Source organism: Rathayibacter sp. VKM Ac-2879 (assembly GCF_015351245.1).
Lineage (GTDB): Bacteria > Actinomycetota > Actinomycetes > Actinomycetales > Microbacteriaceae > Rathayibacter.
Genome location: NZ_JADKSO010000001.1, coordinates 799,390 through 823,384, shown reverse-complemented (window position 1 = coordinate 823,384; position 23,995 = coordinate 799,390). Strand labels below are relative to the sequence as shown.

Sequence of the window (23,995 nt, the reverse complement as noted above, 5' to 3'; positions counted from 1 at the left end):
GCGTGGCCTATCTGCTCGGTGTCCCGAGACGGGGCAGGCGGGGCACGCCCGCCTCCGCTCCGGCTCCGGGCGGAACCACGACCTCCTGCGCCGCGGCGACGACGGAGTCGCCCACGACGACCGTGAGCACGAGGTCGATGGGCACGGTTCGCTTGATGACGGCGAGGGCGATCGGACCGTCCTCCCAATGCCACGCTGCGGCGGTGACGGCGCCGACCTCGATCGGCTCGCCTCCCTTGAGCGCGGTGACGACGTCGCCGTGACCCGGCAACACCGAGTCGGAGCCGTCGAGCTGCAACAGGACGAGTCGACGCGGCGGGTGGCCGAGGTTGTGCACCTTCGCGACCGTCTCTTGTCCGCGATAGCACCCCTTGGCCAGGTGCACGCTCGACCGCAGCAGATCGAGCTCGTGCGGGAGGGAGCGCTCGTCGACCTCGGTCGCGTGCCGGGGACGCCAGGCGGCGATCCGCAGAGCCTCGAGCGCATCGGCGCCGGCGAGGGAGACTCCGGCCGAGCGCGCCCGAGCGGCGAGTCCCGCGAGCGCCGAGCGAGGCACGAGCGTCTCGCGGTACTTCCAGGCGGCGGAAGGGTGCCGCTCGACGGCGGCGTACTGCCAGCCGCCCGGCTGGACCTCGGCCCAGGGGTCGCGCCAAGCGACCGCCGCCTCGACGAGAGCGAGCGCGGAGGCGGGCCCGTCGCCCAGGCTCCCGAGCGTCGCGAACTCGGCGGTCCGCTCGGCCACCTCGACGCGGAGGAGGAACCGCATCCTGTCGAGCCAGGCGGCCAGTGCCGCGGTCTCGTCGCGATCAAGGAGGAGCCAGGTGGTCTCTCCGTCGTCGACGACGCGGAGGAGATGCTCGATGCGCCCGGTGGGGTCGAGCAGGAGGGTCTCGGCGGAGGCTCCAGGCGCGAGCCGTGCGAGCGATTGGCTCGTCAGGGAGTCGAGCCAGGTAAGGCGATCGGGACCGGTGACGGTGACGACTCCGCGGCCCGAGAGGTCGACGATGGCGGTGCCCGCGGCGAGTGCCCGCTGCTCGCGGAAGGGCTCGCCGTAGTGGGCGGGGACGCCGGGTTCGGCGAGGCTCGGCGTCGCGACGGCGCCCGGGACTCCGAGAAGCGGCGAGGCCTCGAACGGTGGCGAGGCGGAGTCAGTCGACACGGGCGAGCCTTCCGGAGGCGTGGGTGCGCAGGCTCTGGCCCAGGGCCGCGATGTCCCACGCCCAGAGCAGATGGTCGTCGACGAGACCATAGAGCCGCGTGGCCGCGGCGTACTCCTTCGCGGCGGCGGTGCGCATGACGGCGTCGGTTGCGAGATCGATCCGCGGGCCCTTGACCTGGCCGAGGTAGAGCTCGCTCACGCCATCGGGGTGGACGAGCGAGACCTCGATGTCGAACCCGCCGGCGGACGTGCGCAGCGTCTCGACCGACTCGGCGTCGGGAAAAGCGGGAGCCCCGCGCCCCGGCAACATCGCCGGGCCGGCATCGGCATCGGTGAGCGCGCGGCTGAGGCGCCAATAGCCTGTCTCACTCACGAGCGGCCGATGGCCGGCTTCGCCGTCGTCCTCGATGAGCCAGGTGTAGGAGCTGTAGTTGAGGTAGGGCAGGCCGTCGTAGCTGAAGCTGATCCGGTGACCGAACTCGGCCTGCACCGACCGCTCGCCCACGGCGTAGTCGATGACGCCCGACCCCTCCCAGACGCCGAGCAGCCACGAGAGCGGCACGAGCTCGGGAGGCAGGCCCGACGGCAGAGTGATCACAACGGCTGCGGAGCGGCGATTAGCGCTGACCGCGGTAGAGCTTGTAGACGACGACGCCGGACACCCACGCGATCGCGAGCGACGCGAGCCCGAGCAGTCCGAGATAGAAGAGTTCGAGGGCGAGGAGATTCATGCGCCCATCCTATGCGGCGGCAGCGACACGGAGGCGGGGCCGAGGATCACGAGGCCAGGAGCGCGGCGATGCCGCTGGACGCGGCCACGATCACCATGGCCCCGACCACGCTCGTCATCGTGCGCACGAGGTAGCCGTCGGCCCGGGCGACGGCGAGCTGCACCGCGAACGTCGCGAGGACGCATCCGCCGAAGGTGAGACCGAGCCAGAGCTGCTGCGAGCCGTCGGAGGCCACGGCGAGGGTGACGAGGGATCCGGCGAGAGCGAGCGCCCAGACGACTCCGATGCCCACACGATCCCTGCTCATCCGCCAATTGTGCCTCAGACCGTCCCGATCGGGGCCGCCCTGCGCCGGTCGTTCGCCGACTCGAAACGATCCACCCCCGCCCGCCGCCGCTAGTATTGCCGTCAGACCACTTCTGGAGGATCCGTGGCGCAGTTGTTGATACTGACCTCGGCGGGAGGCACCGAGGTGCTCCCCGCTCTGGGGCTCCTCAGCCACCGCACCCGGCAGATCCCCGCCGAGCCAGCGCAGCTCGTGAACGCCCCGAGTTGCGATGTGATCCTCGTCGACGCCCGCCAAGACCTCGCGAGCGCCAAGTCGCTGTGCAAGATCCTCACGACGACCGGGATCAACGTCCCCCTCATCCTGATCCTCACCGAGGGCGGGCTCACGGCCGTGTCGGCCGATTGGGGCGTGAACGACGTGATCCTCGACTCCGCAGGCCCCGCCGAGGTCGACGCCCGCATCCGCCTCGTGATCGGGCGCCTCGCCCAGGAGCAGTCGACGTCACGCATCCAGGCCTCGGGCGTCGTGATCGACGAGGCCAGCTACTCCGCGAAGGTGCACGGCCGGCCACTCGACCTCACGTTCAAGGAGTTCGAGCTCCTGCGCTTCTTCGCCACCCACCCCTCCCGCGTCTTCACACGTGAGCAGCTGCTCAGCGAGGTGTGGGGGTACGACTACTTCGGAGGCACGCGCACCGTCGACGTGCACGTGCGCCGCCTGCGCGCGAAGCTGGGCGACCTGGAGTCGCTCATCGGCACCGTGCGCAACGTCGGCTACCGCTTCAACGTGTACGAAGAAGACAATGAGCGAGTCTCTCAACCTGTCCGTTGAGGATCTCGCCGATCCGACGGTCTCGGCCGGTCTCGACCATCTGATCGGGCGCGCCTCCTGGTTCGACGGGCAGCCGCCGTTCAGCGATCAGACGCTCGTCGAGGCTCGAACCGGCTCGCGCACCCTTCTCGTCGGGCTGCGCGCTGATGTCGTCGTCGCCGCGGCCGTCCTCGGGCAGGGCGAGCTCGAGTTCGTCGTGGACCCGGAGTGGCGCGGAGTCGGGTTCGGCAGGGCGGCGCTCGAGCAGGTCCTCGCGAGCGGCCGGACAGGGCTCCTCGCGTGGTCGCACGGCGACCACCCGGCGGCCCGCTCCCTCGCCGCCTCGCACGGCTTCTCTCCCGTGCGCACGCTCCTGCGCCTGGCGCTCGACCCTCTGATGCCCGTCGAGCCGCTCGTGCCCGACGGCTTCACGCTCACCGACGCGCGCGGCCTCGACGCGGCCGAGTGGGTGGCGCTGAACGCCCGGATCTTCGCCGCCCATCCCGAGCAGGGCCGGATGACGGAAGCGGATCTCGCGGCACGGCAGACCGAGCCCTGGTTCGACGAGGGCGACTTCCTCCTGGTGCGCGACGCGCGAGGCACGCTCGTCGGCTACGACTGGCTCAAGATCGAGCCGGGCGCGACCACGGGAGAGATCTACGTGCTGGGCGTCGCTCCGGAGGCGGCGGGCCGAGGTCTCGGCCGCGCCCTACTCACCGTGGGGCTCGCGCGCATGCTCGACCGCGGCTGCACGGCGGCCGACCTCTACGTCGAGGCCGAGAACCGTGCGGCGGTACGGCTGTATCGCTCGCTCGGCTTCGTCGACGCCTCCGCCGACGTGCAGTATCTGCAGCGCGCGCCCTCGGTACGCTGAGCACGGACCCGCCGAGGAGACTTGCGGGCCGTGCCTCGGGCGAGCCTCCTCCACAGGGCCGGTTCATCCCGCATTCACCGAGGACGGCGCGGGGCACGCGACGACGGTGCCAGGATGGTCGCATGGACGGCGACAACCTGCTTCTCGAAGACGGCCTGAGCGATGACCTCGATGACGACTTCGACGACGACGAAGAGCACTCCGACCCGCTCCTGCCCGACAACCGCTACCTCGACCGCGAGCTGAGCTGGCTCGCCTTCAACCAGCGCGTGCTCGAGCTGGCCGAGGATCCGCTGGTGCCTGCGCTCGAGCGGGCCAACTTCCTCGCGATCTTCTCGTCCAACCTCGACGAGTTCTTCATGGTGCGGGTCGCGGGACTCAAGCGCCGCATCCTCACCGGCCTCGCGCTGCCGACGAACATCGGCCGAGTGCCCGTCGACGTCCTCACCGACATCTCCGAGAAGGCGCACCTCTTGCAGCAGCGGCACTCGCGCGCCTTCCGCGAGCTGGTCGAACCCGCACTGCGCGAGGGAGGCATCGACCTCGTCCGCTGGGACGAGCTGAGCGACGCCGAGCGGACGGTGCTCGACGACTACTTCTCGGCGCAAGTGTTCCCCGTGCTGATGCCGCTCGCCGTCGACCCCGCTCACCCGTTCCCCTACATCTCTGGCCTCTCGCTCAACCTCTCGGTGCGCGTGCGCAACCCGAAGACCCAGAAGGTCGAGTTCGCGCGCCTCAAGGTGCCGCAGATGCTCCCTCGCTTCGTGCGCATCGCCGGTGTCGCCGCTCCCGGAGAGCCGATGCGGTTCATCTCGCTCGAAGACCTCATCGCCAACCAGCTGGGCGACCTCTTCCCCGGCATGGAGATCCTCGATCACCACGTGTTCCGCGTCACCCGCAACGAGGATGTCGAGGTCGACGAGGACGAGACCGAGAACCTCATCAAGGCGCTCGAGAAGGAGCTGCTGCGTCGCCGCTTCGGGCCGCCCATCCGGCTCGAGGTCACCGACGACATGGACGCGGAGACGCTCGGCCTGCTGGTGCGGGAGCTCGACATCACCGCACAGGAGGTCTACAAGCTGCCCGCTCCGCTGGATCTGAGCGGACTGTTCAGCCTCCAGAAGATCGACCGACCCGACCTCAAATACCCCAACCACGTGCCCACGACGGCCGTGCAGCTCTCGCCGAGCGAGCCGAATCAGCGTCAGGACATCTTCAAAGCGGTCTCTCGTGGCGACGTGCTGCTGCACCACCCCTACGAGTCCTTCGCGACCAGCGTGCAGTCGTTCCTCGAGCAGGCCGCCGCCGATCCCGATGTCCTCGCGATCAAGCAGACCCTGTACCGCACCTCGGGTGACTCCCCCATCGTCGAGGCGCTCATCGACGCCGCGGAGTCGGGCAAGCAGGTCCTCGCGCTCGTCGAGATCAAGGCTCGCTTCGACGAGCAGGCCAACATCTCGTGGGCGCGCAAGCTCGAGAAGGCCGGCGTCCACGTCGTCTACGGGCTCGTCGGTCTCAAGACCCACTGCAAGCTCGCGCTCGTGATCCGTCAGGAGAAGGGCGGGGTCCTGCGCCACTACTCGCACATCGGCACCGGCAACTACAACCCGAAGACCTCGCGCATCTACGAAGACCTGGGCCTGCTCACCGCCGACGCCGAAGTGGGCAAAGACCTCACACGACTCTTCAACGAGCTCTCCGGCTACGCGATCGAGAAGAAGTTCAAGCGTCTCCTCGTCGCCCCGCGCCACCTGCGCAAGGGGCTGCTCAAGCGCATCGCGACCGAGACCGAGAACGCCCGCGCGGGTCGGCCCTCCGGCATCAGGATCAAAGTCAACTCGATCGTCGACGAGGCCGTGATCGACGCCCTCTATCGCGCGAGCCAGGCCGGTGTGCCGGTCGACGTGTGGGTGCGCGGCATCTGCGGGCTGAAGCCCGGGCAGGAGGGACTCTCCGAGACCATCCGGGTCCGCTCGATCCTGGGCCGCTACCTGGAGCACTCGCGGATCTTCAGCTTCGTCAACGGCGGCGAGCCGGAGGTGTTCATCGGCAGCGCCGACATGATGCACCGCAACCTCGACCGCCGCGTCGAGGCGCTCGTCCGGATCGTCGAGCCCGCCCACATCAGCGAGATCGACGACATGTTCGAACGCGCGATGGACGAGCGCACCGCCTCCTGGTGGCTCGGTCCGGACGGCGACTGGACACGCCACCACCTCGACGAGGACGGCGCTCCCCTCGCCGACCTGCAGAACCGTCTCATGCAGCACATCACGTACCGCAAGCGCGCGGCGACCCGCTCCGCCAACCGGGCGTCGGTCCGCTGACGTCGTGACCGGAACCGTCTACGCCGCAGGCGCCGTCTGCTGGCGCCTGATCGAGGGCCGCCCGCACATCCTCGTCATCCATCGCCCGCACCGAAGGGACGTCAGCCTGCCGAAGGGCAAGGTCGACCAGGGCGAGTCGCTGCCCGAGACCGCGGTCCGCGAGATCCGTGAGGAGACAGGGCTCGCCGTGGCGCTCGGCGTGCCTCTCGGCTCGACCGAGTACACGCTGCCCAACGGCCGCCCGAAGACCGTGTACTACTGGGCCGCGCGCGTGACCGAGAAGGCGGTGCTCGCCTCCGATTTCGTCCCGAACGGCGAGGTCGAGGCGCTCGAGTGGGTCACCCCCAAGCGCGCCAGGAGCTACCTCACGTATCCGCACGACGTCGCGATCGTCGAGGAGTTCAGCCGCATCGCGGCCCGCGGGGCGCTCGAGACGTTCGCGATCGTCGTGCTGCGGCACGCGAAGGCGGTGCCCGCCTCCTCCTGGGACGGCCGCGACTCGACCCGCCGGTTGACCAAGCGCGGAGAGGCAGAGGCGGGGGCCGCCGGCCGCGCCGTGGCCGCGTGGCGCCCCCGAAGGCTCGTCACGAGCACCGCGAAGCGCTGCCGCGCAACCGTCGCCCCCCTCTCCGCCGCGCTCAAGCGCCCCGTGCGGCTCTCGGAAGCGATCAGCCAGGAGGCGCACGAGCGCGGCACGGCCGACGTGCGTGCGCTCGTCGGCAAGCGCGTGCGCGCGCGCAAGAGCACGGTGCTGTGCAGCCACCGCCCGGTGATCCCCGAGATCCTGCGCGAGATCGCACTCGCCACCGCGACTCCGATCGGCTCCTACCTTGACGAGGCTGCGGCGCTGCCGACGGGTGGCTTCGCGGTCGTGCACCTGTCGAGCCGGCATCCGGGATCGGGGATCGTCGCGATCGAGACGCATTCGCCGCTGGCCTGAGCCGCTCGCCCGCGGTCCGCCCCGTCGACCATCGGCGATGTCTCGGCAAGCCCCCGGCCCGGCCGTTCACCGCCCGTTCACCGAGCGGACCGCGGGCGGACACGACCCCTCCGTACGCTCGCTCGCGGGCTGCACCAGGCCCGTTCTGTTCCCACGCTTTCCTACCCGAAAGGGATACTTGTGAGATTCTCGCGTCTCGGCCAGGCGGCCGTCGTCGCCGCCGTCGCAGCGATCACGCTGACCTCGTGCGCAGCCAACGAGGCACCGACGGCGGGTGGCAGCTCAGGCTCCTCCGCCGCTTCCACGCTCTCCGGCACCATCACCGGAATCGGCTCCTCCGCCCAGGGCACCGCGCAGACCACGTGGTCCGCGGCATTCCAGACCGCGAACCCCGAGGTCACGGTCAACTACGACCCGCAGGGCTCGGGCGCCGGCCGCACCAACTTCATCGCGGGCGCGGCCGACTATGCCGGCTCCGACTCCGCTCTCAAGACGGAGGAGCTCCAGAGCACCTTCGCCTCGTGCGCCGCCGGCACCAAGGCGATCGACCTCCCGGTGTACATCTCCCCCATCGCGGTCATCTTCAATGTGCAGGGCGTGACCGACCTGAAGCTCGACGCGGCCACCATCGCGGGCATCTTCAAGGGCACCATCACCTCGTGGGACGCCCCCGAGATCAAGGCCCTGAACCCCGACGCCTCGCTCCCCAGCGCGCCCATCACCTCGGTGCACCGCTCGGACGACTCCGGCACGACGCAGAACTTCACCGACTACCTCGCGGCCAACGCCAAGAGCGTCTGGGATGCGCCGGCCGCGCAGACCTTCCCGTACCAGAGCGGTGACGGCGCGAAGGGCACCTCCGGTGTCGTCGACGCGGTCAAGAACGGCACCAACACGATCGGCTACGCCGACGAGTCGGGCGCCAAGGGCATGAACATGGCCCAGCTGAAGGTCGGGGACTCGTTCTCGAAGATCTCGGCCGAGGGTGCCGCGGCTGTTGTGGCCGCCTCCCCCGTCGCCGACGGTCGTGAGGCGAACGACCTCGCGATCAAGATCGACCGCACCGACACCGATGCCAACGCATGGCCGATGGTTCTGGTGAGCTACCTCATCGTGTGCCAGGAGTACGCCGACAGCAGCAAGGGCGAGATCGTCAAGGCGTACGCCTCGTACGTCGCGAGCGAGGCCGGCCAGGAGGCCGCCGCCGCCCAGGCCGGCTCGGCCCCGCTGAGCAGCGACCTCGCCACGAAGGTCGCCTCGGCGATCGAGACGATCAAGTAATCGCACGGCAGGGCCCGTCTCGCAGCACGAAGGCGAGGCGGGCCCCGCCTGTGCCGGGCTCGCATCCTGCATGAGCCTCCCCCTGTGCGCACCGCCGAACCCCTCGTCTGAAGAGAGTCCCCTGGAATGGCAACTGAGACCGTCGTCCGCCCGAAGGCGAAGGTGCGGGTCGGAGATCGTGTCTTCTCGATCTCGACCATCGCCGCCGGCTCCCTCATCCTCCTCGTTCTGGCCGCGGTCGCGATCTTCCTCGTCGCGCAGTCGATCCCGGCGTTCTCCGCCCCGGCCGCGAGCCTCCCCGGAGGCGCCACCAGCTTCTGGGCCTATGTCGGCCCCCTCGTGTTCGGCACCATCTGGTCGGCCGTCATCGCCCTGGTCATCGCTCTCCCGCTCTCGATCGGGATCGCCCTCTTCATCTCGCACTACGCCCCGCGCCGCATCGCGATGGCGCTGGGCTACGTGGTCGATCTCCTGGCCGCCGTCCCCTCCGTCGTCTTCGGCCTCTGGGGAGCGACCGTGCTCGCCCCGCTCGTGCAGCCCTTTTACCTCTTCCTCAACGTGAACGTCGGCTGGTTCCCGCTCTTCGGCGGCCAGGCCTCAGGAACGGGCAAGACGATCCTCACCGCCTCCGTCGTCCTGGCCGTGATGGTCATCCCGATCATCACGGCGGTCTGCCGCGAGATCTTCCTCCAGGCTCCGCGACTCCACGAGGAGGCGGCACTCGCGCTCGGCGCGACCCGCTGGGAGATGATCCGCATGGCCGTCCTGCCGTTCGGCGCCCCGGGCATCGTCTCCGCCGCCATGCTCGGCCTCGGCCGCGCACTCGGCGAAACCCTCGCCGTCGCGATGGTGCTCTCGCCCGCGACCGTCGTCTCGTTCCTCCTGCTGACCTCGCAGAACTCGAACACCATCGCGGCGAACATCGCGCTGCAGTTCCCGGAGGCAAGCGGCGTCGGCGTGAACGTGCTCATCGCCTCGGGCCTCATCCTCTTCGTCATCACGCTGATCGTGAACTCGATCGCGCGGGTCATCGTCAACCGCCGCAAGGCCTTCTCGGGAGCCAACTGATGTCCGCCGCCACCTCGACCTCCGTCGTCCCCGTCACGCTGCAGACCGGCAAGCTCCCCAAGGGCACCGCCTGGATGCTGCTGGTCGGCAGCTGGGTCGTCTTCGCCCTCGTCTTCCTCGTGCTGCAGGTCGCGGGAATGATGAACGACTTCAGCCTCGTCGGCGCGATCTTCTGGGGCACCGTCCTCTTCGATGTCGCCATCTACGTGGTCTCGCGCCTCGTCGAGGGCGGCCGCAAGGCGGTCGACCGCCTGGTCACCTCGCTCGTCGCGACCGCGTTCATCGTCGCGCTGCTCCCGCTGATCTCGCTCCTGTCGACCGTCGTCTCGAAGGGACTCGCACGCTTCGACCCCCTGTTCTTCGGATCGTCGATGCGCAACGTCATCGACGCGGGAGGCGGAGCACTGCACGCGATCGTCGGCACACTCGAGATCACGGCGATGGCGGCCCTCATCTCGGTGCCGATCGGACTGCTCACCTCGATCTACCTCGTCGAGTACGGCCGCGGTCACCTCGCCCGCGCCATCACCTTCTTCGTTGACGTCATGACGGGCATCCCCTCGATCGTCGCCGGCCTGTTCGCCTACGCGCTGTTCGCCCTGGTCTTCGGGCCGGGCGTGCGCATGGGCTTCGCCGGCTCCATCGCCCTCGCCGTGCTGATGATCCCCGTCGTCGTACGCTCGTCGGAGGAAATGCTCAAGCTGGTCCCGAACGAGCTGCGCGAAGCCTCCTACGCCCTGGGCGTGCCCAAGTGGCTCACGATCGTGAAGATCGTGCTGCCGACCTCCATCGCCGGCATCACGACGGGCATCACACTCGCCGTCGCTCGCGTGATCGGCGAGACCGCGCCGCTGCTCATCGTCGCCGGGTTCACCGCCTCGATGAACTACGACCTCTTCAGCGAGCGCATGATGACCCTCCCGGTCTTCGTCTACACGCAGTACGCCAACCAGGGGCCGGACGCCGAGGCGTTCCTCAACCGGGCGTGGACCGGCGCGCTGGTCCTCATCCTCATCGTGATGGCACTCAACCTGGTCGCCCGTCTCATCGCGAAGCTCTTCGCCCCCAAGCTCGGCCGCTGACACCCACCCCTCGGCTCCGGCCGCCACTCCCGAAGGAAGCAATGTCCAAGCGCATCGAGGTCAACGACCTCAACGTCTACTACAGCCAGTTCCTCGCGGTCGAGGGCGTCTCGCTCGCCATCGAGCCGCGGACGGTCACCGCGTTCATCGGTCCGTCCGGTTGCGGCAAGTCGACGTTCCTCCGCACCCTGAACCGCATGCACGAGGTGATCCCGGGCGCTCACGTCGAGGGTGAGGTGCTCATCGACGGCAACAACCTCTATGCGCCGGGCGTCGACCCGGTGCAGGTGCGCCGCCAGGTGGGCATGGTGTTCCAGCGCCCCAACCCGTTCCCGACGATGTCGATCCGAGACAACGTGCTCGCGGGCGTGAAGCTCAACAACCGCCGCATCTCCAAGTCCGATGCCGATGCTCTCGTCGAGAGGTCCCTCCAAGGCGCCAACCTCTGGAACGAGGTGAAGGACCGCCTCGACAAGCCGGGCTCCGGCCTCTCGGGTGGTCAGCAGCAGCGTCTGTGCATTGCCCGCGCGATCGCGGTCTCGCCCGACGTGCTGCTGATGGACGAGCCTTGCTCGGCCCTCGACCCGATCTCGACGCTCGCGATCGAGGACCTGATCGAGGAGTTGAAGAACGAGTACACGATCGTGATCGTGACCCACAACATGCAGCAGGCGTCCCGGGTCTCCGACCGAACCGCCTTCTTCAACATCGCCGGCACGGGCAAGCCGGGCAAGCTCATCGAGTATGACGACACCACAACCATGTTCTCGCGGCCGTCGGTCCAGGCCACCGAAGACTACGTGTCGGGTCGTTTCGGCTGATCGGGAGGCGACCGTCTCGGCCGTCGCAGACCTGAGCGCAGAAGAGCCGCACCCCTTTCGGGAGTGCGGCTCTTCTGCTGTGCCAGGGTGTGGGCTCAGGCTGTGGCGATGGCGAGGATGGGGTCGCTCGTCGGGGTGGGCGAGCCGCCCGCGTTCTCTACGGTGACCGCCACGACCGCGCCCTGCGCGAGGCTGCCTTCGAGCGGCGCGACCGTCTGGCCCTCGCCTCCGTCGAACGTGCCCGCGGCGACGGGGCCTGACGAGCCGATGTACCAGAGCTCATAGGTCTTGCCCTCCGGCGGCGGGGCCATGTCGTCGACGACGAGCGCGGAGCGGCCGAGCGAGCTCGACCACACCAAAGTCGCGGAGCCTCCCGACGCCATCACGCCGACCGTCTCCTGCACATCAGGGGCGTTGCGGATCTGCTCCAGGGCCGTCTGCTGCTGCGTCTGGCCCGGGCCCGACGAGAGCAGGGGTGGGAGGGTCACCCCGCCGACGATGAGGACAGCGGCCACGGCCGCGGCCGACACGTAGACGGCGGGCCGGGCGAACCATCGCGTGCGCGCCCGGGACTCCGCGGTCGTCGGAGACGCCTCCAGGGCCGCCTCGGGAGTCGACGGCTCGACAGCGCGGAGCCGCGGAGGGCCCTCGTCGCGCGTCGGCTCCTGCGTCACCTGCGGTGTGTTGGCGATGAGCGCCAACAGCTCGGACTTGAGTCCGGGCGAGGGGGAAACCGGCGCCGCCTCGGCAGCGAGCGCCTCGACGACCTCGGTGAACTCGTCCGCCTCGGCACGCGCCTCAGGATGCTCGGCGAGGAACCGCTCGTAACGCGCTTGCTCGTCGGGCGTCACGATGCCCAGTGCATGACCCGCTGCCAGGTCTCGCGGGTCGTCCCTGTCGTCAGGGCGTCGCAGGTCGTTCACAGGGCCACCCCCATCTCTTCTCGAAGTCTGATCATTCCGTCTCGCAGGCGCGTCTTGACGGTACCGACGGGGCACTGGAGAATGCCCGCGATCTCGCTGTGCGAGTAACCGCCGTAGTAGGCCAGTTGCAGCGCCTGCCGCTGCAACTGTGTCAAGCGGCCCAGGGCGACCGCGACCTTCTCGTGTTCGAGAGACACCTCCGCCTGCTCGGCGACCTGGTCGTAGTCACGGCCGAGGTCTCGAATACCGATGCGTACGTCCCGGTCGCGGCCCGCTTGAGCCGCTCGTACCCGATCGATGGCCCTGCGGTGTGCCATCGTGAGGATCCAGGTCGTCGCGCTTCCTTTATTCGGAGCGAAGCGTCCAGCGGTTTGCCAGATCTCGAGGAACACCTCTTGGGTCACCTCCTCGGACTGTGCACGGTCGACCAGAACTCTCGTGATGAGTCCCAGGACCCGGGAGGCGACCAGATCGTAGAGATCCGCGAAGGCGGCCTGGTCGCCCTGCGCGATGCGCTCGAGCAGCGCCGCGGCGTCGACGGTGACGTCCTCGTTCATCGCTCGGCCCCCGTTTCCGTGCGGGCGCGCAGGTTCCTGGTCATCCAGAACACGGTCACGGCGAGGCCCGCCAGCAGGACCGTCACCTGCAGCGGAAGGATCACGAAGCGCACGTCGAGAGCGAACCCGCCGACGTCGAGCAGCGCCGGGGCCGACATCCGCGGGGCGAGCCAGAGTGCGATGACCGCGACGGCAGCAGCCGTGAGGCCGGGGTAGCTCCGGGGCTGGACGAGCACCCATACCCCCGCGATCACGTCGAGCACGGCGAGCACGCGCAAGAGCGCACCCTGCGAGATCTCGGCACCGGCTCCGAACATCGCACCCGGAACGGCATCGACACCGGGGGCCGCGAGGAACGACAGCACGGCGACGACCAAGAGGCCCGCTCCCGCCCACCAGCGTGAGCCGACCCGGATGGCTCGGAGCTTCTTCATACCGGGGTGTCGCCTGTCTGTCGGTGACTCTGCCGGGAAGGAGGCGGCGCCTCCCCACCCGTCACTGGGCCCTCGCCCCGCGCAGTGGACCAGGCCGCGGCCGGCTCCACGATGAGCAGAGAAGGGGCCGGACCGCAGAAACGCCTCTCGGCGCGAGGCCGCTCGAAGCGGCTATAAGTGGAGCCCGGGGTTACTGCGATCCGGCCTGGACCAGTCTAACAAGTGCCTCGCGGGCGTTCGCAGTGGGTGAACGCGGCAGCTATTCGAGGGAGTCGCTGCGCCAGAGTCGCGCGCAGCTGCCCAGCTCGGCGGCCGTCGTGGACAGCCGCAGAGCGCGGGTCGTGAGCTCGCTCGCCCGGGGACCGTCGAGCAGCTCGACGTCGTCGGCCAGCGAGGCGGCACCGGAGGCGCTCACCCGGCAGAACGCGGCCGCACGATCGAGTGCCACGGCGAAGTCGCCGTCGAAGACACCGCGGAGGATGCGGTCGGCCAGCTCGGTGATCTCCGCCGGCCCGGTCGGCGTGACCGCTCCCGCGACGACCGGATCGATCGTCGCCGAAAGCTCCACCCCGCGCTGATAGAGGAAGCTCGTGCTGTCGGGATCCTGACGGATCACGAGCCGCAGCAGGTAGATGCGCCAGAGCGCGCCGGGCAGGCTGACGGCACTCGACCGCGCCCAGAGTTCGGCGAGCGCATCGATGCCGTTGTGGTCGGTGTACTCGACCAAGCGGTCGATGACGACGGGGTCGGGATCGTTGCGCACCCGGCTGAGGAGCGCGAGAGCCGTCTCGTGGGCGACGCGCGTGATCTGTGCGGGGTCCTCGCCTCCCTGGAACGCCTCGAAGACGTGGGAGGGGAACTTGGTCGGCTTGTGGAAGCCGTCTGTCATGGGGCCGCCTTCCGCGGTCGGCGCACGCAGGCGGGGCGCTTGCGTGCTGAGGAGGTTCGAGGAGGGTAACGCGTGCGGGTGGGCGGGTATGCCCGGGGCGGCTTCACGGGGCGGTACCCTGGGTGCCGCGGGCCTCTAGCTCAGTTGGCAGAGCAGCGGACTTTTAATCCGCGGGTCGTCGGTTCGAGCCCGACGGGGCCCACCAGTAACGGGGCGGAAATACGGGGCAGAGGCGAGAGCGGTCAAAACCAGAACCCCTCCAAAACCCCTCCGTGGACAAGGACAACCACTGCAATGCAACGCGAGGTGCTTCACCCGCGCTTCCGACGTAACACGCGCACTTCTCGCGGCCGCGGTCGACGGCAGGCATAAGAGTTCTGCCGAGCGTGGCGGCCACATGACATACTCGGTTAACCAATCCGAGAGGTAGCCGCACGTGGCCGAGAACGATAGCTCGCTAGGCACTCCCATCGAGGGTGACGCCGCGTCAGGAGAAACTCCCGATCTCATGGGGTCCGCTGATGCCTCTCCCGAACAAGCAAGACAAGGTACGACGGAGACCGGCGCGTCAGATGAGGTTGCAAACTCAGATGACGCTGGAACCACAGAGCCTGAAGCTACGCCTGAAGAATCGGACGCGGGCTCAGAACCGCGGAAGCCGCGCAAGCGAGTAGTACGCACCTACCCGTCTGTGTCGTTCCTCGAGGCCCTACCGATCGCTGAAGCCGTCCAGAAATTCGCGGCGGGGCAGCGAGTCAGGCGTCTGACCCTATTCGAACACTTGGGGCGGTCACCGGAAAGTGGTGCGGGCCGGCAGCTAGTTACCAACTCGAACGCCTACGGACTGACCACCGGTAGCTACACCTCCGAGTTTCTCGAACTCACCGAAAAGGGCAAGCTTGCTTCGGGCGATGACTCACTGGGGCGGGCGCGACTTGCCGCCCGGCTACAACTTGCCATAGCGGACATCCCTCCGTTCAATGCCATTTACGAACAGTTCAAGAACAATCGGATACCCGCGGCGAATATAATCCGCGACTTTGTCATCGAACAAAGCTTGGCCACCGATCAAGCGGCCGAAGAGTGTGTCGAAACATTCCTAGCAAATGCTCGAGATCTCGGTTTATTGACGACATATGCCGGGGCGGAGCGACTGCTCACCTTCGAGATTCTCCTCGAAGACCCGTCAGACGCGGCAACCTCCGATGTCCTCACTCCAAGCGAGCCATCAACAGGCAGGGGACCGACCGCGGAGGGCTCCGCGGTCTCTGAAGCGGCGCAGCCATCACGCCTGCTATCGCCATCGCCAGCGCGCATTATCGCTGACAGCTCCGACCTCTCGAACGTTTGCTTCCTAGTGACGCCGATCGGGGAGCCAGATTCGGAACAGCGTGCTCACGCCGATCTCATGCTGGGATCGTTGATTGAGCCTGCTCTGACGTCTCTCGGCCTGAGAATCGTTCGAGCGGATCGAATCAGCACCCCGGGCTTGATTACCGGTCAGGTGATCGACCACCTCGTGCGATCACCTCTCGTGATCGCGGATCTATCTTTCGGTAACCCAAACGTATTTTATGAGCTCGCCCTTCGGCATGCTGCCCGTAAACCAATAGTGCAATTGATTCGCAAGGGAGACCCACTCCCGTTCGACGTCGGTCAGTTTCGGACTGTGACGATCGACATGACTAGCATTTATACGCTCGTCCCTCAGCTCGATGTGTATCGCTCAGAAATCACGCGACAGTGTCGTCAGGCCATACAGGAACAGGCCGATGCCGAGACCCCACTCTCGCGCTTCTATCCGAATTTCTGGGATCGTATCGGAGTTTCGGTCTCGTAGTCTTCCAGGCACGAATACTCCAGGAAACGCACGCCTTTCTAGTTCAGCGACACGACGGCGTCGAACTTGGCGATGTGCGTTGTGTAATCGGTGGCGTGGAGGTGGGCATAGATCGTTTCCGTCTTGGTCACGCTCGAGTGCCCGAGCCTCGTACGGCTGAAAGCCCGCCGCGAGCCACAGCGAGGCGGCGGTATGGCGGAGGTCGTGAACGCGCATGTCCGGGAGCTTCGCGGCCGCGAGCGCCGGGCGGAAGTAATTCCGACGGAAGCTCGCGTTGTCCATCACGCGCGAGTAGTCGGGCGCGTGCTTCCCGCCGACCGCTCGCCCCGGCCAGAACAGCGCCGAAGGGTGGCCGGAGTGCGGGTGCTGTAGGAGGTACCGGCGGAGGTCTCGAATCAATTTGCTGTGCATGAGCGGAACGTCGCGGGTCGAGCGCTTCGACTTGGGCTTGTCGGCTACCCACTCCCCGGCGACGTGCTGCATCGTCTGCCGCACCTGAACGTGGCCTCGAGTGAGGTCGACGTCCTGGACACGGAGCCCGGCTAGCTCGCCCGCCCGGAGGCCGGTGTACGCGGCGAAGCGGATCAGCAGGTCGTAAGGCATCGAGTCGGAGAGCTTCCCGGCGAGCGCTTCGACCTGAGCCGTGGTGAGGAAGGTCGGAGCGAACTGTCCGGCGTCGTGGTTCTTAGGCAGCTTCACCCCGTCGCAGGGGTTGAAGGAAATGAGGCGCTTCCAGACAGCCCCGGCGGACGGACCGCGGACGCGCAGCTCATGACGGTGCAGCGCGCCGGTCTGAAGCGCTTCGCGAACAGTCTCGGGGTGACGGCGAGCGATCGCTGCCGCTTCCGCGACGGACAGGCATGACCGATCCTCTCCGGGTGCTGCAGGGACGAGGATGGTCGGGGCGCGCTCGAAGTCCTCGCGGATGACCCGACGCAGGCGCCGGTTCCTTGACGGTCTTCGAGTTCTTTACGAGAAGCTCGGTACTCACGCCTCTCTAACTCCGACTCCACCGTCAAGGCGAACAGCTCCGCCCCGCGCTTCGAGGCGAACGTGCGCTGCTTGAGGGCGCTAGAAGCACGCTCCCTCTCGTAGGCCGCCGCGACCAGGTGAGTCACAACGATGGCCGGCCCGGCGCGACGCGCAACTCTCGCTACGCGGCAGGTTCCGGCCTGCTCATCCCAGGAAGACCGCCGCGACGTGGGCCACGCGTAGCAGGCTCCCGGAAGGAATCTGTACCGCTACCGGTCGACGATCTCGTCTGTGGCGTGAGCGCCGTAGTACGCGGACTGGTCCCGCATCAGCTCACGCATCGAAACTTCTCTGCCGACGCCGTAGACCGTGCCGCGGAAGTCGAGTTCACGTTGGATCGCCCAGATCTCCTCGTGGCGATCCGGGGGCAGAATCGTGGCGGGATTCCCGACGGCCACCCAACCGATCGGGACAACCGCCCCATCCGGAACCACCGTGTTGACCTGGACCACGCCGTTGATCCGCACTTCGGCCCCGACGCCGATTCGACTGCCGGGAAACAGCGCGGCACCGGTGGCGATGAATGCCTCCGCCTCCACGACACTGCCGTTCACGTGCGTGTGCGGACCGATCATGACCGCTTCCCCGATGAGGACGGGATGTCCCGCGCGTCCGCGGAGGAGAGCCTGCTCCATCACGATGGAGTCCTCGCCGACGACGACTTCGCCGTCCTCCGCGCTCAGGACGGCTCCGTGCAAAATGCGGGCGCCGGCCGCGATTCGGACGTTTCCGACGATCACCGCCGACGATGCGACAAAGGCCGACGGATCGATCCACGGTTCAGTATCTCGGTGACGAATGATCATGCGGGGGCTTCTCTCTCTTTCGAAGCCACGAACACGGGACGTTGCCCGCTGACGGCTCGGACGCTAGGTGGAGCGCCTTCCATGCGGGACGAGAAACCGCCACACCCGAACACGACGACCAACCTGAGGACATCATGGCCCCGCGAGGGCACCCGACGGGATCCTTGCTCACCCGTCGAGCGCCCTTCGGGAGGTCTCAGTCGTGCCCGTTGCTGCTCTCGCCTCGGCCGGTCGCGGACTGCAAACGGTCGATGTGCTCAGAGGCCTGCGCCTTGGTGAGGGTGGCGGGGAGGGTCTCGCCGGCTTCGCGGGCGAGAGTGTCGAGGTAGCTACGCTGCGGGCCGGTCATCGGCTCGTCGCCCGTGACCCAGTCGGACGGGTCTTTGCTGGCGCTCGTGTCGCTGCCGTCGTCGGCGCGGGCCCCGAGGACCTCGCCTTCGGTCGTGACGTCGGGATCGGTGGTGGTGTCGTCGCTCATGCTGCGACGGTACGCCCGACCACCGACACAGGCGAGGGCTTGCGCCGCGACCCCGCCGCCCGCTCTCCGCTGCCCGTCAGGACGCGAACAGCGCGTGCGCGACCGTGAAGATCGCCAGCCCGGCGAGGGAACCGACGACGGTTCCGTTGATCCGGATGAACTGGAGGTCCTTTCCGACCTGGAGCTCGAGCTTCTCGGACGTCTCCTTCGGGTCCCAGCGGTGGATCGTGTCACCGATGACGCTCGCGATATCGGTGCGGTAGCGGTCGACGAAGTGAGCGGCGACGGATCCCGCCCACGCGTCGAGCGTCGCCGCGAGCCGATCGTCGGTCGACAGACGACGGCCCAGGTCCACCACGATCGACTCGACGCTCGCCCGCAGCGGACTCTCGGAGTCGTCCATCGCTCCGAGCAGCGAAGCTTTCGTCGCACTCCACGCATCCTGGGCGAGCCCGCGCACCCGCGGGCTGTCGAAGGCACGGCTCTTGATCTCTTCCACGCGCGCGATGAGTTCCGGATCGGTGCCCAGGTCCTCCGCCAGCGTGGCGAGGTAGCCGTCGATCGCCAGCCGGAGCGGATGCTCCTGGTCGTCGCGGACGGCCGCCACGAACACGAGCGCCTCGTGATAGAGCCGCTCGTCGACGAGCCGACTCACCGAGGACGGCAGCCAGCTCGGGAGGCGCCCGCTCACCATCCGCGTGAAGCTCTGCGGGTTCGCGGCGAGCCACGTCTCCGCCTGCTCGACGAGCGTGTCGACGAGTCGACGGTGGTGCCCCGATTCGACGACGCCGCCGACGAGCGAGCCCAGCGGCGGCCCCCACTGCGGATCGAGGACGTGCCGCCGCACGAGGGCCTCGATCACCCGCTGCACGTCGGCGTCGTCGAGCAGCGCGATCGCGGAACGCACGGCCGCCGCGCTCTCGCCTCCCACCCGGCGCGCGTTCTCGGGCGAAGCCAGCCAGAGGCCCGCCCGGTGCGCGATGCCGAAGGAGTCGAGCTTCTCGCGCACGATCGCACCGCGGAGAAAGTTCTCCTCGACGAACTGCGCGAGGCTCGCGCCGATCTCGTCCTTCTTCGTCGGGATGATCGCGGTGTGCGGGATGGGGAGGCCGAGCGGTCGACGGAACAGCGCCGTCACCGCGAACCAGTCGGCGAGCGCTCCGACCATTCCGCCCTCGCTCGCGGCGCGCACCCACTGGAGCCACGGGTAGCGCTCCTGCAGCGCGAAGGAGACGGCGAACACGATCGCCATCACGACCAGCAGCCCCGTGGCGAGCCGCTTCATCCGCACGAGCGCGACGCGTTTCGCGTCGTCGTCGCGCCCGGCGGAGGCGAGGGCCGTCATGACGAGGCGGGGAATCCCTCGTGACGGATGCCCCAGGACACGGTCCAGTCGTCGCCGGGCTCGATCCAGTGCAGGCCCTGCCCGGTGTTGAACGCGTCGGCGGGAGCGGTCATCGGCTCGACGGCAATGGCGGTCATGAACCCCTCGCCGTCGTTCCGCGGGAAGATCCGGGTGATGAAGACCTGGATGAAGTCGTGCGCCGAATCGGCCCACAGGAGCACGCGGCGACCGTCGGGCGCACGCAGCCCGTGAGCGCTGTGACCGTCGACCAGGTTCACCCCACCCCAGGCGTCGTCGAGCTCGAGACCGGCGATGCGACGGCCGTCGCGAAGATCCCACTCGGTGCCCTCGACCGGGCTCTGACCGGTCGGGTTGAGGCGCTCGTCGACCTCGATGTGGACGGTCGCGTCGACCATGATCTCGAGCTCGTCGGTCGGCACGTCGCCGATCGCGAGGAAGGGGTGCGTGCCGACCGCGACCGGTGCCGCCTTCGGACCGACGTTGACCACGCGGTGCACGACCTTCAGTCCGTCGGCTTGCAGCTCGTAGCGGACGGTCGTCTCGAGGTGGAACGGGTAGCCGCTCTGGGGCACCACCGGTGCCGCGAGCTCGACGAAGGCGGGGCCCTGCTCGACGAGGCGGTAGGAGGCGCTGCGCAGCAGGCCGTGGATCGCGTTGTCGTACTTGGGCTCGGTGATGTCGAGCTGGAGGGTCTCGCCCTCGTACTCCCAGCGCCCGTCCTTGACGCGGTTCGGCCAGGGCATGAGCACGATGCCCGACCCGAACGGAGGGACGACGCTGTCGGGGTAGCTCGCGGTGATCTCCACCCCGTCCACCGAGAGGTGGCGCAGCCCTGCCGCCACCTCGGTGACGACGGCGTGGAGCGTGCGGCCCTCTGCGGTGAGATCGAGGGAGTACTGGCGCCCTGTTGCGGGGGCGGGAGTGAAGTCGGCCATGCGTGAATCCTACGGACTGACGCGGGCCGACCGGGCGAGACAGCGGGTGACGGCGAGACCCGCCTCCTCGAGCTGCGCCACGAGCGACAGGGGAGCCGCGGCGCCCGTGAGGAGGCGCTCGAACTCGTCGGCCCCGGCGACGCGGCCCAGATCGACCACGCCGAGCTTGCTCGAGTCGGCGACGACCACCCGTCGCGACGCCGCCCGGAGCATGCGGCGTTTGAGGGTGGCCTCGGGCAGGTTGACGTTGGTGATGCCCGCCTCCGGGTGCACACCGGTGCAGCCGATGAAGGCGACGTCGGCACGTAGACGTTCGAGGACCTCGGAGGCGAGCGGCTCGACGAGCGAGTGCTGGAGAGGACGCAAGGTGCCGCCCGTGACGACGACGGTGAAGCGTGGGATGGCCGGCTCGAGCGCGAGAGCGGTGGAAAGACCGTTGGTGATGACGGTCAGGTCGTGCAGTTCCTCGCGGGCGACGAGAGCGCGCGCGATCGCGAGTGGAGTGGATCCGACATCGAGGATGACGCTCTCGCCCGATGCGACGGACGCGGCGGCCACGCGACCGATCGCCTCCTTCTCGTCGGAGGCTGCGCTCATGCCCTCTTCGAGCGTGCGCTCCCCCTGCCGTTCGGCTGCGGGGATCGCGCCTCCCCGCACGCGCTGAAGCACTCCCTCGACCGCAAGGTGATCGAGATCGGAGCGGACCGTGACGACGGAGACGCCGAGCCGTTCGGCGAGGTCGGCGACCGCGACGAATCCCGACCTCTCGGCGAGCAGACGCATCCTCACGCGCCGCTCGAGCGCCGAGGTCACCTCGTGCTCGCGATCTGCTTTCATTCGCCCATGCTCCCCCGGCCCGGCCGACTTGTCAAAGAGAAAGTCTCCTTTCCTTCTCGAAGCCCGGGTCGTAGAGTGAGGCTGCCATGAATGAAGCGATCCTCCTCTCCGCCGGCGTCGTCAAGCGCCCGCACACGCTCGCCGACGGTCGCGAGCTCCTCTACTTCGACGACGCGGACACGACACTCCCCCCCGAGCGGGCCGCCGACGCCCGAGAGCTCGACCCGCGTCCCGCGACGGCCCGCATGCGCCAAGACGTGCTGACCGGCGAGTGGGTCTCGATCGCCGCCTCCCGGCAGAACCGCGTGTTCCTGCCGCCGGCCGAGCTCGATCCGCTCGCGCCGGCCTCGCCGACCAATCCGTCGGAGGTGCCCAGCCTTTACGACGTGGCCGTGTTCGAGAACCGCTCCCCCTCGTTCGGCCCGCTCCTGCACGACGCGGACGCTCCTGCCTCCCTCGACGATCTCCGTACGCTCGGCCTCGGCCGCTCGCTGACGAGCGTCGGCCGCTGCGAGGTCGTCTGCTTCAGCCCCGAGCACGAGGGCTCGTTCGCGACGCTCGCGGCCTCGCGCGCACGCACCGTGGTGGAGGCGTGGGCCGACCGCGTCGCGGCGCTCTCGGCGCTCCCCGGGGTGCAGCAGGTGTTCCCCTTCGAGAACCGGGGCGAGGCGATCGGCGTCACGCTGCACCACCCGCACGGGCAGATCTACTCGTACCCCTACGTCACGCCCCGCACGACGCGGCTCCTCGCATCCCTCGACTCGTACGGGCCCTCGATGTTCGCCGACATCTTGGCGTTCGAGCAGGCGGGCGAGCGCGTGCTCCTCCGCGGAGAGCACTTCACCGCCTTCGTGCCGTTCGCCGCGCGCTGGCCCGTCGAGATCCACCTCCTGCCCCACCGACAGGTGGCCGATCTCGCCGAGACGACGCCGGAGGAGCGCGACGAGCTCGCGGCCCTCTACCAGCGCCTTCTGCGCGGCGTCGACGCCCTCTACGAGACACCCACCCCCTACATCGCCGCGTGGCACCAGGCGCCCGTGCACGAGCGGAGGGACGAGGTGCGGCTCATGCTCCAGATCACCTCTCCCCGTCGGGCCGAGACCAAGCTCAAGTACCTCGCCGGCAGCGAGGCGGCGATGGGCGCGTGGATCGGCGACATCGCCCCCGAGACCAGCGCAGCCGCGCTGCGCGATGCCATCGAGCGTGCTGACGCCGCGCACCTCGCCTCCGCGGTCGTCGAGCACCCCGACGCGGCCCTGCCGTCCAGCACGACCCTCGAGGAGATTCGATGACCGCCGTTGACCCTGCCCTCGCCGCCGTCGCCGATCGCACGCTCGTCGCCTTCGAGAAGACGTACGGCTCCTCCGCTGTGGGCGTGTGGGCCGGCCCGGGTCGCGTGAACCTGATCGGCGAGCACACCGACTACAACGACGGCTTCGTCTTCCCGTTCGCGATCGACCGGGCAACGGCCATGGCCGTAGCGCCGCGGGAAGACCGCGTCATCCGCATCAGCAGTGCGTTCTCTCCGGAGGTCGTCGAGATCGGGCTCGACGAGCTCGGCCCCGGAGCCATCGCGGGCTGGTCGGCGTATCCCCTCGGCGTCGTCTGGGCATTGAGCGAATACGACGTCGACCTCGGCGCGCACTCGGGGTTCGACGCCTTCGTCGACTCGGATGTGCCCGTCGGCGCCGGCCTCTCGAGCTCGGCCGCACTGATGTGCGCGATGGCCGTCGCCCTCAACGAGCTCTGGAACCTCGACCTCGACCGCGCGACCCTCGCGCGCGTCGGCCGCCGTGCAGAGAATGTCGCAGTGGGCGCTCCGACCGGGATCATGGACGAGTCCGCGTCCCTCTTCGGCGAGCGCGACGCGGCCGTCTTCCTCGACTGCAGGAGCCTCGACACCGAGGTGATCCCGCTCGGCTTCGAGGAGGCGGGCCTGGTCCTCCTCGTGATCGACACCCGCGTCGAGCACGCTCACGCCACCGGCGGCTACGCCGAACGGCGCGCGTCCTGCGAGCTCGGAGCGACGACGCTCGGCGTCGAATCGCTGCGCGAGCTCTCGACCGACGACCTGCCTCGCGCGAGGCAACTGCTCGACGACGTGACCTACCGCCGCGTGAAGCACGTGATCACCGAGGACGACCGCGTCCTCGCGACCGTACGAGCGCTCCGCGAGCACGGGCCGCGCGCCATCGGCGAGCTGCTCGACGCCGGGCACGTCTCCTTGCGCGACGACTTCGAGATCTCAGTCCCGGAGCTCGACACGGCCGTCGAGGCGTCCCGGGCCGCCGGCGCTGTCGGGGCGCGCATGACCGGTGGCGGCTTCGGTGGCTCGGCAATCGCGCTGACCCCCGTCGAGAAAGAGGAGGAGGTGCGCGCGGCCGTGCTCGCCGCCTTCGCCGAGAAGGGCTTCACCACTCCCGAGCTCTTCCTCGTCACGGCCGCCGACGGCGCGCGCCGCATCCGCTGACCCGAGAGGGCTCCCGCCGGATCTCCGTCGTGACGGAGCGATTCGG

Annotated in this window: 23 protein-coding genes, 1 tRNA gene and 1 pseudogene; 12 read left to right on the top strand and 13 right to left on the bottom strand. The window is 68.8% G+C overall.

The features are described 5' to 3' along the window. Positions 1-7: 7 nt before the first annotated feature. The 3 genes from ITJ45_RS04050 to ITJ45_RS04040 all read right to left on the bottom strand — a co-directional run bounded on the left by ITJ45_RS04050 (position 8) and on the right by ITJ45_RS04040 (position 2,197). Entirely contained in the window at positions 8-1,159 is a 1,152-nt protein-coding gene (locus ITJ45_RS04050; RefSeq protein WP_323742846.1) for a folate-binding protein, read from the bottom strand. Next, positions 1,149-1,757: an FABP family protein gene (locus ITJ45_RS04045; RefSeq protein ID WP_194607512.1), complete on the bottom strand. Its 609-nt coding sequence runs from the start codon at positions 1,755-1,757 to the stop codon at positions 1,149-1,151. Before ITJ45_RS04045 ends, ITJ45_RS04050 begins: the two co-directional genes overlap by 11 nt. Before the next feature lie 179 nt (positions 1,758-1,936). Then, positions 1,937-2,197, bottom strand: coding sequence for a hypothetical protein (locus tag ITJ45_RS04040; protein WP_194607511.1), 261 nt, complete (start codon positions 2,195-2,197; stop codon positions 1,937-1,939). A 123-nt stretch (positions 2,198-2,320) separates the two neighbouring features. Between ITJ45_RS04040 and ITJ45_RS04035 the strand changes: the two genes are divergently transcribed. From ITJ45_RS04035 to pstB, 8 genes are all read left to right on the top strand, one after another. Further along, on the top strand, positions 2,321-3,010 hold the full coding sequence (locus ITJ45_RS04035; protein WP_194607510.1) for a winged helix-turn-helix domain-containing protein: 690 nt from the start codon (positions 2,321-2,323) through the stop codon (positions 3,008-3,010). Continuing rightward, positions 2,982-3,863 (top strand): mycothiol synthase, encoded by an 882-nt coding sequence (gene mshD, locus ITJ45_RS04030; RefSeq protein WP_194607509.1) that lies wholly within the window; start codon positions 2,982-2,984, stop codon positions 3,861-3,863. The genes ITJ45_RS04035 and mshD overlap by 29 nt, the downstream gene beginning before the upstream one ends. Before the next feature lie 122 nt (positions 3,864-3,985). Further along, a complete protein-coding gene (locus tag ITJ45_RS04025; protein WP_194607508.1) occupies positions 3,986-6,190 on the top strand; it encodes an RNA degradosome polyphosphate kinase in 2,205 nt (734 codons plus the stop codon). A 4-nt stretch (positions 6,191-6,194) separates the two neighbouring features. Continuing rightward, positions 6,195-7,130 carry an NUDIX hydrolase gene (locus ITJ45_RS14300; RefSeq protein WP_194607507.1) on the top strand — a complete coding sequence of 312 codons (936 nt, stop codon included), beginning with the start codon at positions 6,195-6,197 and terminating at the stop codon, positions 7,128-7,130. A 180-nt stretch (positions 7,131-7,310) separates the two neighbouring features. Then, positions 7,311-8,411, top strand: a complete 1,101-nt coding sequence (pstS, locus tag ITJ45_RS04015; RefSeq protein ID WP_194607506.1) for a phosphate ABC transporter substrate-binding protein PstS — start codon at positions 7,311-7,313, stop codon at positions 8,409-8,411. A gap of 126 nt (positions 8,412-8,537) precedes the next feature. Continuing rightward, a complete protein-coding gene (pstC, locus tag ITJ45_RS04010; protein WP_194607505.1) occupies positions 8,538-9,479 on the top strand; it encodes a phosphate ABC transporter permease subunit PstC in 942 nt (313 codons plus the stop codon). Beyond that, entirely contained in the window at positions 9,479-10,561 is a 1,083-nt protein-coding gene (pstA, locus tag ITJ45_RS04005) for a phosphate ABC transporter permease PstA (RefSeq protein ID WP_194607504.1), read from the top strand. Before pstC ends, pstA begins: the two co-directional genes overlap by 1 nt. 41 nt (positions 10,562-10,602) lie before the next feature. Then, on the top strand, positions 10,603-11,382 hold the full coding sequence (gene pstB / locus ITJ45_RS04000; RefSeq protein WP_194607503.1) for a phosphate ABC transporter ATP-binding protein PstB: 780 nt from the start codon (positions 10,603-10,605) through the stop codon (positions 11,380-11,382). A gap of 95 nt (positions 11,383-11,477) precedes the next feature. Here the strand turns inward: pstB and ITJ45_RS03995 are convergent, their stop codons facing one another. The 4 genes from ITJ45_RS03995 to ITJ45_RS03980 all read right to left on the bottom strand — a co-directional run bounded on the left by ITJ45_RS03995 (position 11,478) and on the right by ITJ45_RS03980 (position 14,185). Continuing rightward, entirely contained in the window at positions 11,478-12,233 is a 756-nt protein-coding gene (locus ITJ45_RS03995) for an anti-sigma factor domain-containing protein (RefSeq protein ID WP_194630387.1), read from the bottom strand. A 68-nt stretch (positions 12,234-12,301) separates the two neighbouring features. After that, the gene (sigK, locus tag ITJ45_RS03990; protein ID WP_194607501.1) at positions 12,302-12,862 is read right to left on the bottom strand and encodes an ECF RNA polymerase sigma factor SigK; all 561 of its coding nucleotides are present in this window, start codon (positions 12,860-12,862) and stop codon (positions 12,302-12,304) included. After that, a complete protein-coding gene (locus ITJ45_RS03985; RefSeq protein ID WP_194607500.1) occupies positions 12,859-13,296 on the bottom strand; it encodes a hypothetical protein in 438 nt (145 codons plus the stop codon). Before ITJ45_RS03985 ends, sigK begins: the two co-directional genes overlap by 4 nt. A 259-nt stretch (positions 13,297-13,555) precedes the next feature. Further along, a complete protein-coding gene (locus tag ITJ45_RS03980) occupies positions 13,556-14,185 on the bottom strand; it encodes a DNA-directed RNA polymerase subunit beta (protein ID WP_194607499.1) in 630 nt (209 codons plus the stop codon). Between the two features lie 129 nt (positions 14,186-14,314). Between ITJ45_RS03980 and ITJ45_RS03975 the strand changes: the two genes are divergently transcribed. Further along, positions 14,315-14,390, top strand: a tRNA-Lys gene (locus ITJ45_RS03975). 231 nt (positions 14,391-14,621) lie between these two features. After that, positions 14,622-16,025, top strand: coding sequence for a hypothetical protein (locus ITJ45_RS03970; RefSeq protein WP_194607498.1), 1,404 nt, complete (start codon positions 14,622-14,624; stop codon positions 16,023-16,025). Positions 16,026-16,196: 171 nt separating this feature from the next. On the opposite strand, the pseudogene ITJ45_RS14410 reads toward ITJ45_RS03970, so the two are convergent. The 6 genes and pseudogenes from ITJ45_RS14410 to ITJ45_RS03940 form a co-directional block, all read right to left on the bottom strand. Continuing rightward, positions 16,197-16,724, bottom strand: a pseudogene (locus ITJ45_RS14410) (site-specific integrase); the annotation flags it as partial. Between the two features lie 542 nt (positions 16,725-17,266). Then, positions 17,267-17,797: a gamma carbonic anhydrase family protein gene (locus ITJ45_RS03960; RefSeq protein ID WP_323742845.1), complete on the bottom strand. Its 531-nt coding sequence runs from the start codon at positions 17,795-17,797 to the stop codon at positions 17,267-17,269. Between the two features lie 262 nt (positions 17,798-18,059). Next, on the bottom strand, positions 18,060-18,341 hold the full coding sequence (locus tag ITJ45_RS03955; protein ID WP_194607495.1) for a DUF3072 domain-containing protein: 282 nt from the start codon (positions 18,339-18,341) through the stop codon (positions 18,060-18,062). 76 nt (positions 18,342-18,417) lie between these two features. Further along, positions 18,418-19,686: a DUF445 domain-containing protein gene (locus ITJ45_RS03950; protein ID WP_194607494.1), complete on the bottom strand. Its 1,269-nt coding sequence runs from the start codon at positions 19,684-19,686 to the stop codon at positions 18,418-18,420. Beyond that, a complete protein-coding gene (locus tag ITJ45_RS03945) occupies positions 19,683-20,642 on the bottom strand; it encodes an aldose 1-epimerase family protein (RefSeq protein ID WP_194607493.1) in 960 nt (319 codons plus the stop codon). The genes ITJ45_RS03950 and ITJ45_RS03945 overlap by 4 nt, the downstream gene beginning before the upstream one ends. 9 nt (positions 20,643-20,651) lie before the next feature. Beyond that, the gene (locus ITJ45_RS03940) at positions 20,652-21,479 is read right to left on the bottom strand and encodes a DeoR/GlpR family DNA-binding transcription regulator (RefSeq protein ID WP_194607492.1); all 828 of its coding nucleotides are present in this window, start codon (positions 21,477-21,479) and stop codon (positions 20,652-20,654) included. Positions 21,480-21,565: 86 nt separating this feature from the next. On the opposite strand from ITJ45_RS03940, the gene galT reads away from it, so the two are divergent. Beyond that, positions 21,566-22,771 (top strand): galactose-1-phosphate uridylyltransferase, encoded by a 1,206-nt coding sequence (galT, locus tag ITJ45_RS03935; RefSeq protein ID WP_194607491.1) that lies wholly within the window; start codon positions 21,566-21,568, stop codon positions 22,769-22,771. Then, complete coding sequence (gene galK / locus ITJ45_RS03930; RefSeq protein WP_194607490.1) at positions 22,768-23,949, top strand: galactokinase; 1,182 nt, start codon at positions 22,768-22,770, stop codon at positions 23,947-23,949. Before galT ends, galK begins: the two co-directional genes overlap by 4 nt. Positions 23,950-23,995: the final 46 nt, after the last annotated feature.

Coding starts and splice junctions, on each gene's coding strand:
- ITJ45_RS04040 (WP_194607511.1), bottom strand. CDS start 2,197: ATGAGCAGGGATCGTGTGGGCATCGGAGTCGTCTGGGCGCTCGCTCTC.
- mshD (WP_194607509.1), top strand. CDS start 2,982: ATGAGCGAGTCTCTCAACCTGTCCGTTGAGGATCTCGCCGATCCGACG.
- ITJ45_RS04025 (WP_194607508.1), top strand. CDS start 3,986: ATGGACGGCGACAACCTGCTTCTCGAAGACGGCCTGAGCGATGACCTC.
- pstC (WP_194607505.1), top strand. CDS start 8,538: ATGGCAACTGAGACCGTCGTCCGCCCGAAGGCGAAGGTGCGGGTCGGA.
- pstA (WP_194607504.1), top strand. CDS start 9,479: ATGTCCGCCGCCACCTCGACCTCCGTCGTCCCCGTCACGCTGCAGACC.
- pstB (WP_194607503.1), top strand. CDS start 10,603: ATGTCCAAGCGCATCGAGGTCAACGACCTCAACGTCTACTACAGCCAG.
- sigK (WP_194607501.1), bottom strand. CDS start 12,862: ATGAACGAGGACGTCACCGTCGACGCCGCGGCGCTGCTCGAGCGCATC.
- ITJ45_RS03985 (WP_194607500.1), bottom strand. CDS start 13,296: ATGAAGAAGCTCCGAGCCATCCGGGTCGGCTCACGCTGGTGGGCGGGA.
- ITJ45_RS03980 (WP_194607499.1), bottom strand. CDS start 14,185: ATGACAGACGGCTTCCACAAGCCGACCAAGTTCCCCTCCCACGTCTTC.
- ITJ45_RS03955 (WP_194607495.1), bottom strand. CDS start 18,341: ATGAGCGACGACACCACCACCGATCCCGACGTCACGACCGAAGGCGAG.
- ITJ45_RS03950 (WP_194607494.1), bottom strand. CDS start 19,686: ATGACGGCCCTCGCCTCCGCCGGGCGCGACGACGACGCGAAACGCGTC.
- ITJ45_RS03945 (WP_194607493.1), bottom strand. CDS start 20,642: ATGGCCGACTTCACTCCCGCCCCCGCAACAGGGCGCCAGTACTCCCTC.
- ITJ45_RS03940 (WP_194607492.1), bottom strand. CDS start 21,479: ATGAAAGCAGATCGCGAGCACGAGGTGACCTCGGCGCTCGAGCGGCGC.
- galT (WP_194607491.1), top strand. CDS start 21,566: ATGAATGAAGCGATCCTCCTCTCCGCCGGCGTCGTCAAGCGCCCGCAC.
- galK (WP_194607490.1), top strand. CDS start 22,768: ATGACCGCCGTTGACCCTGCCCTCGCCGCCGTCGCCGATCGCACGCTC.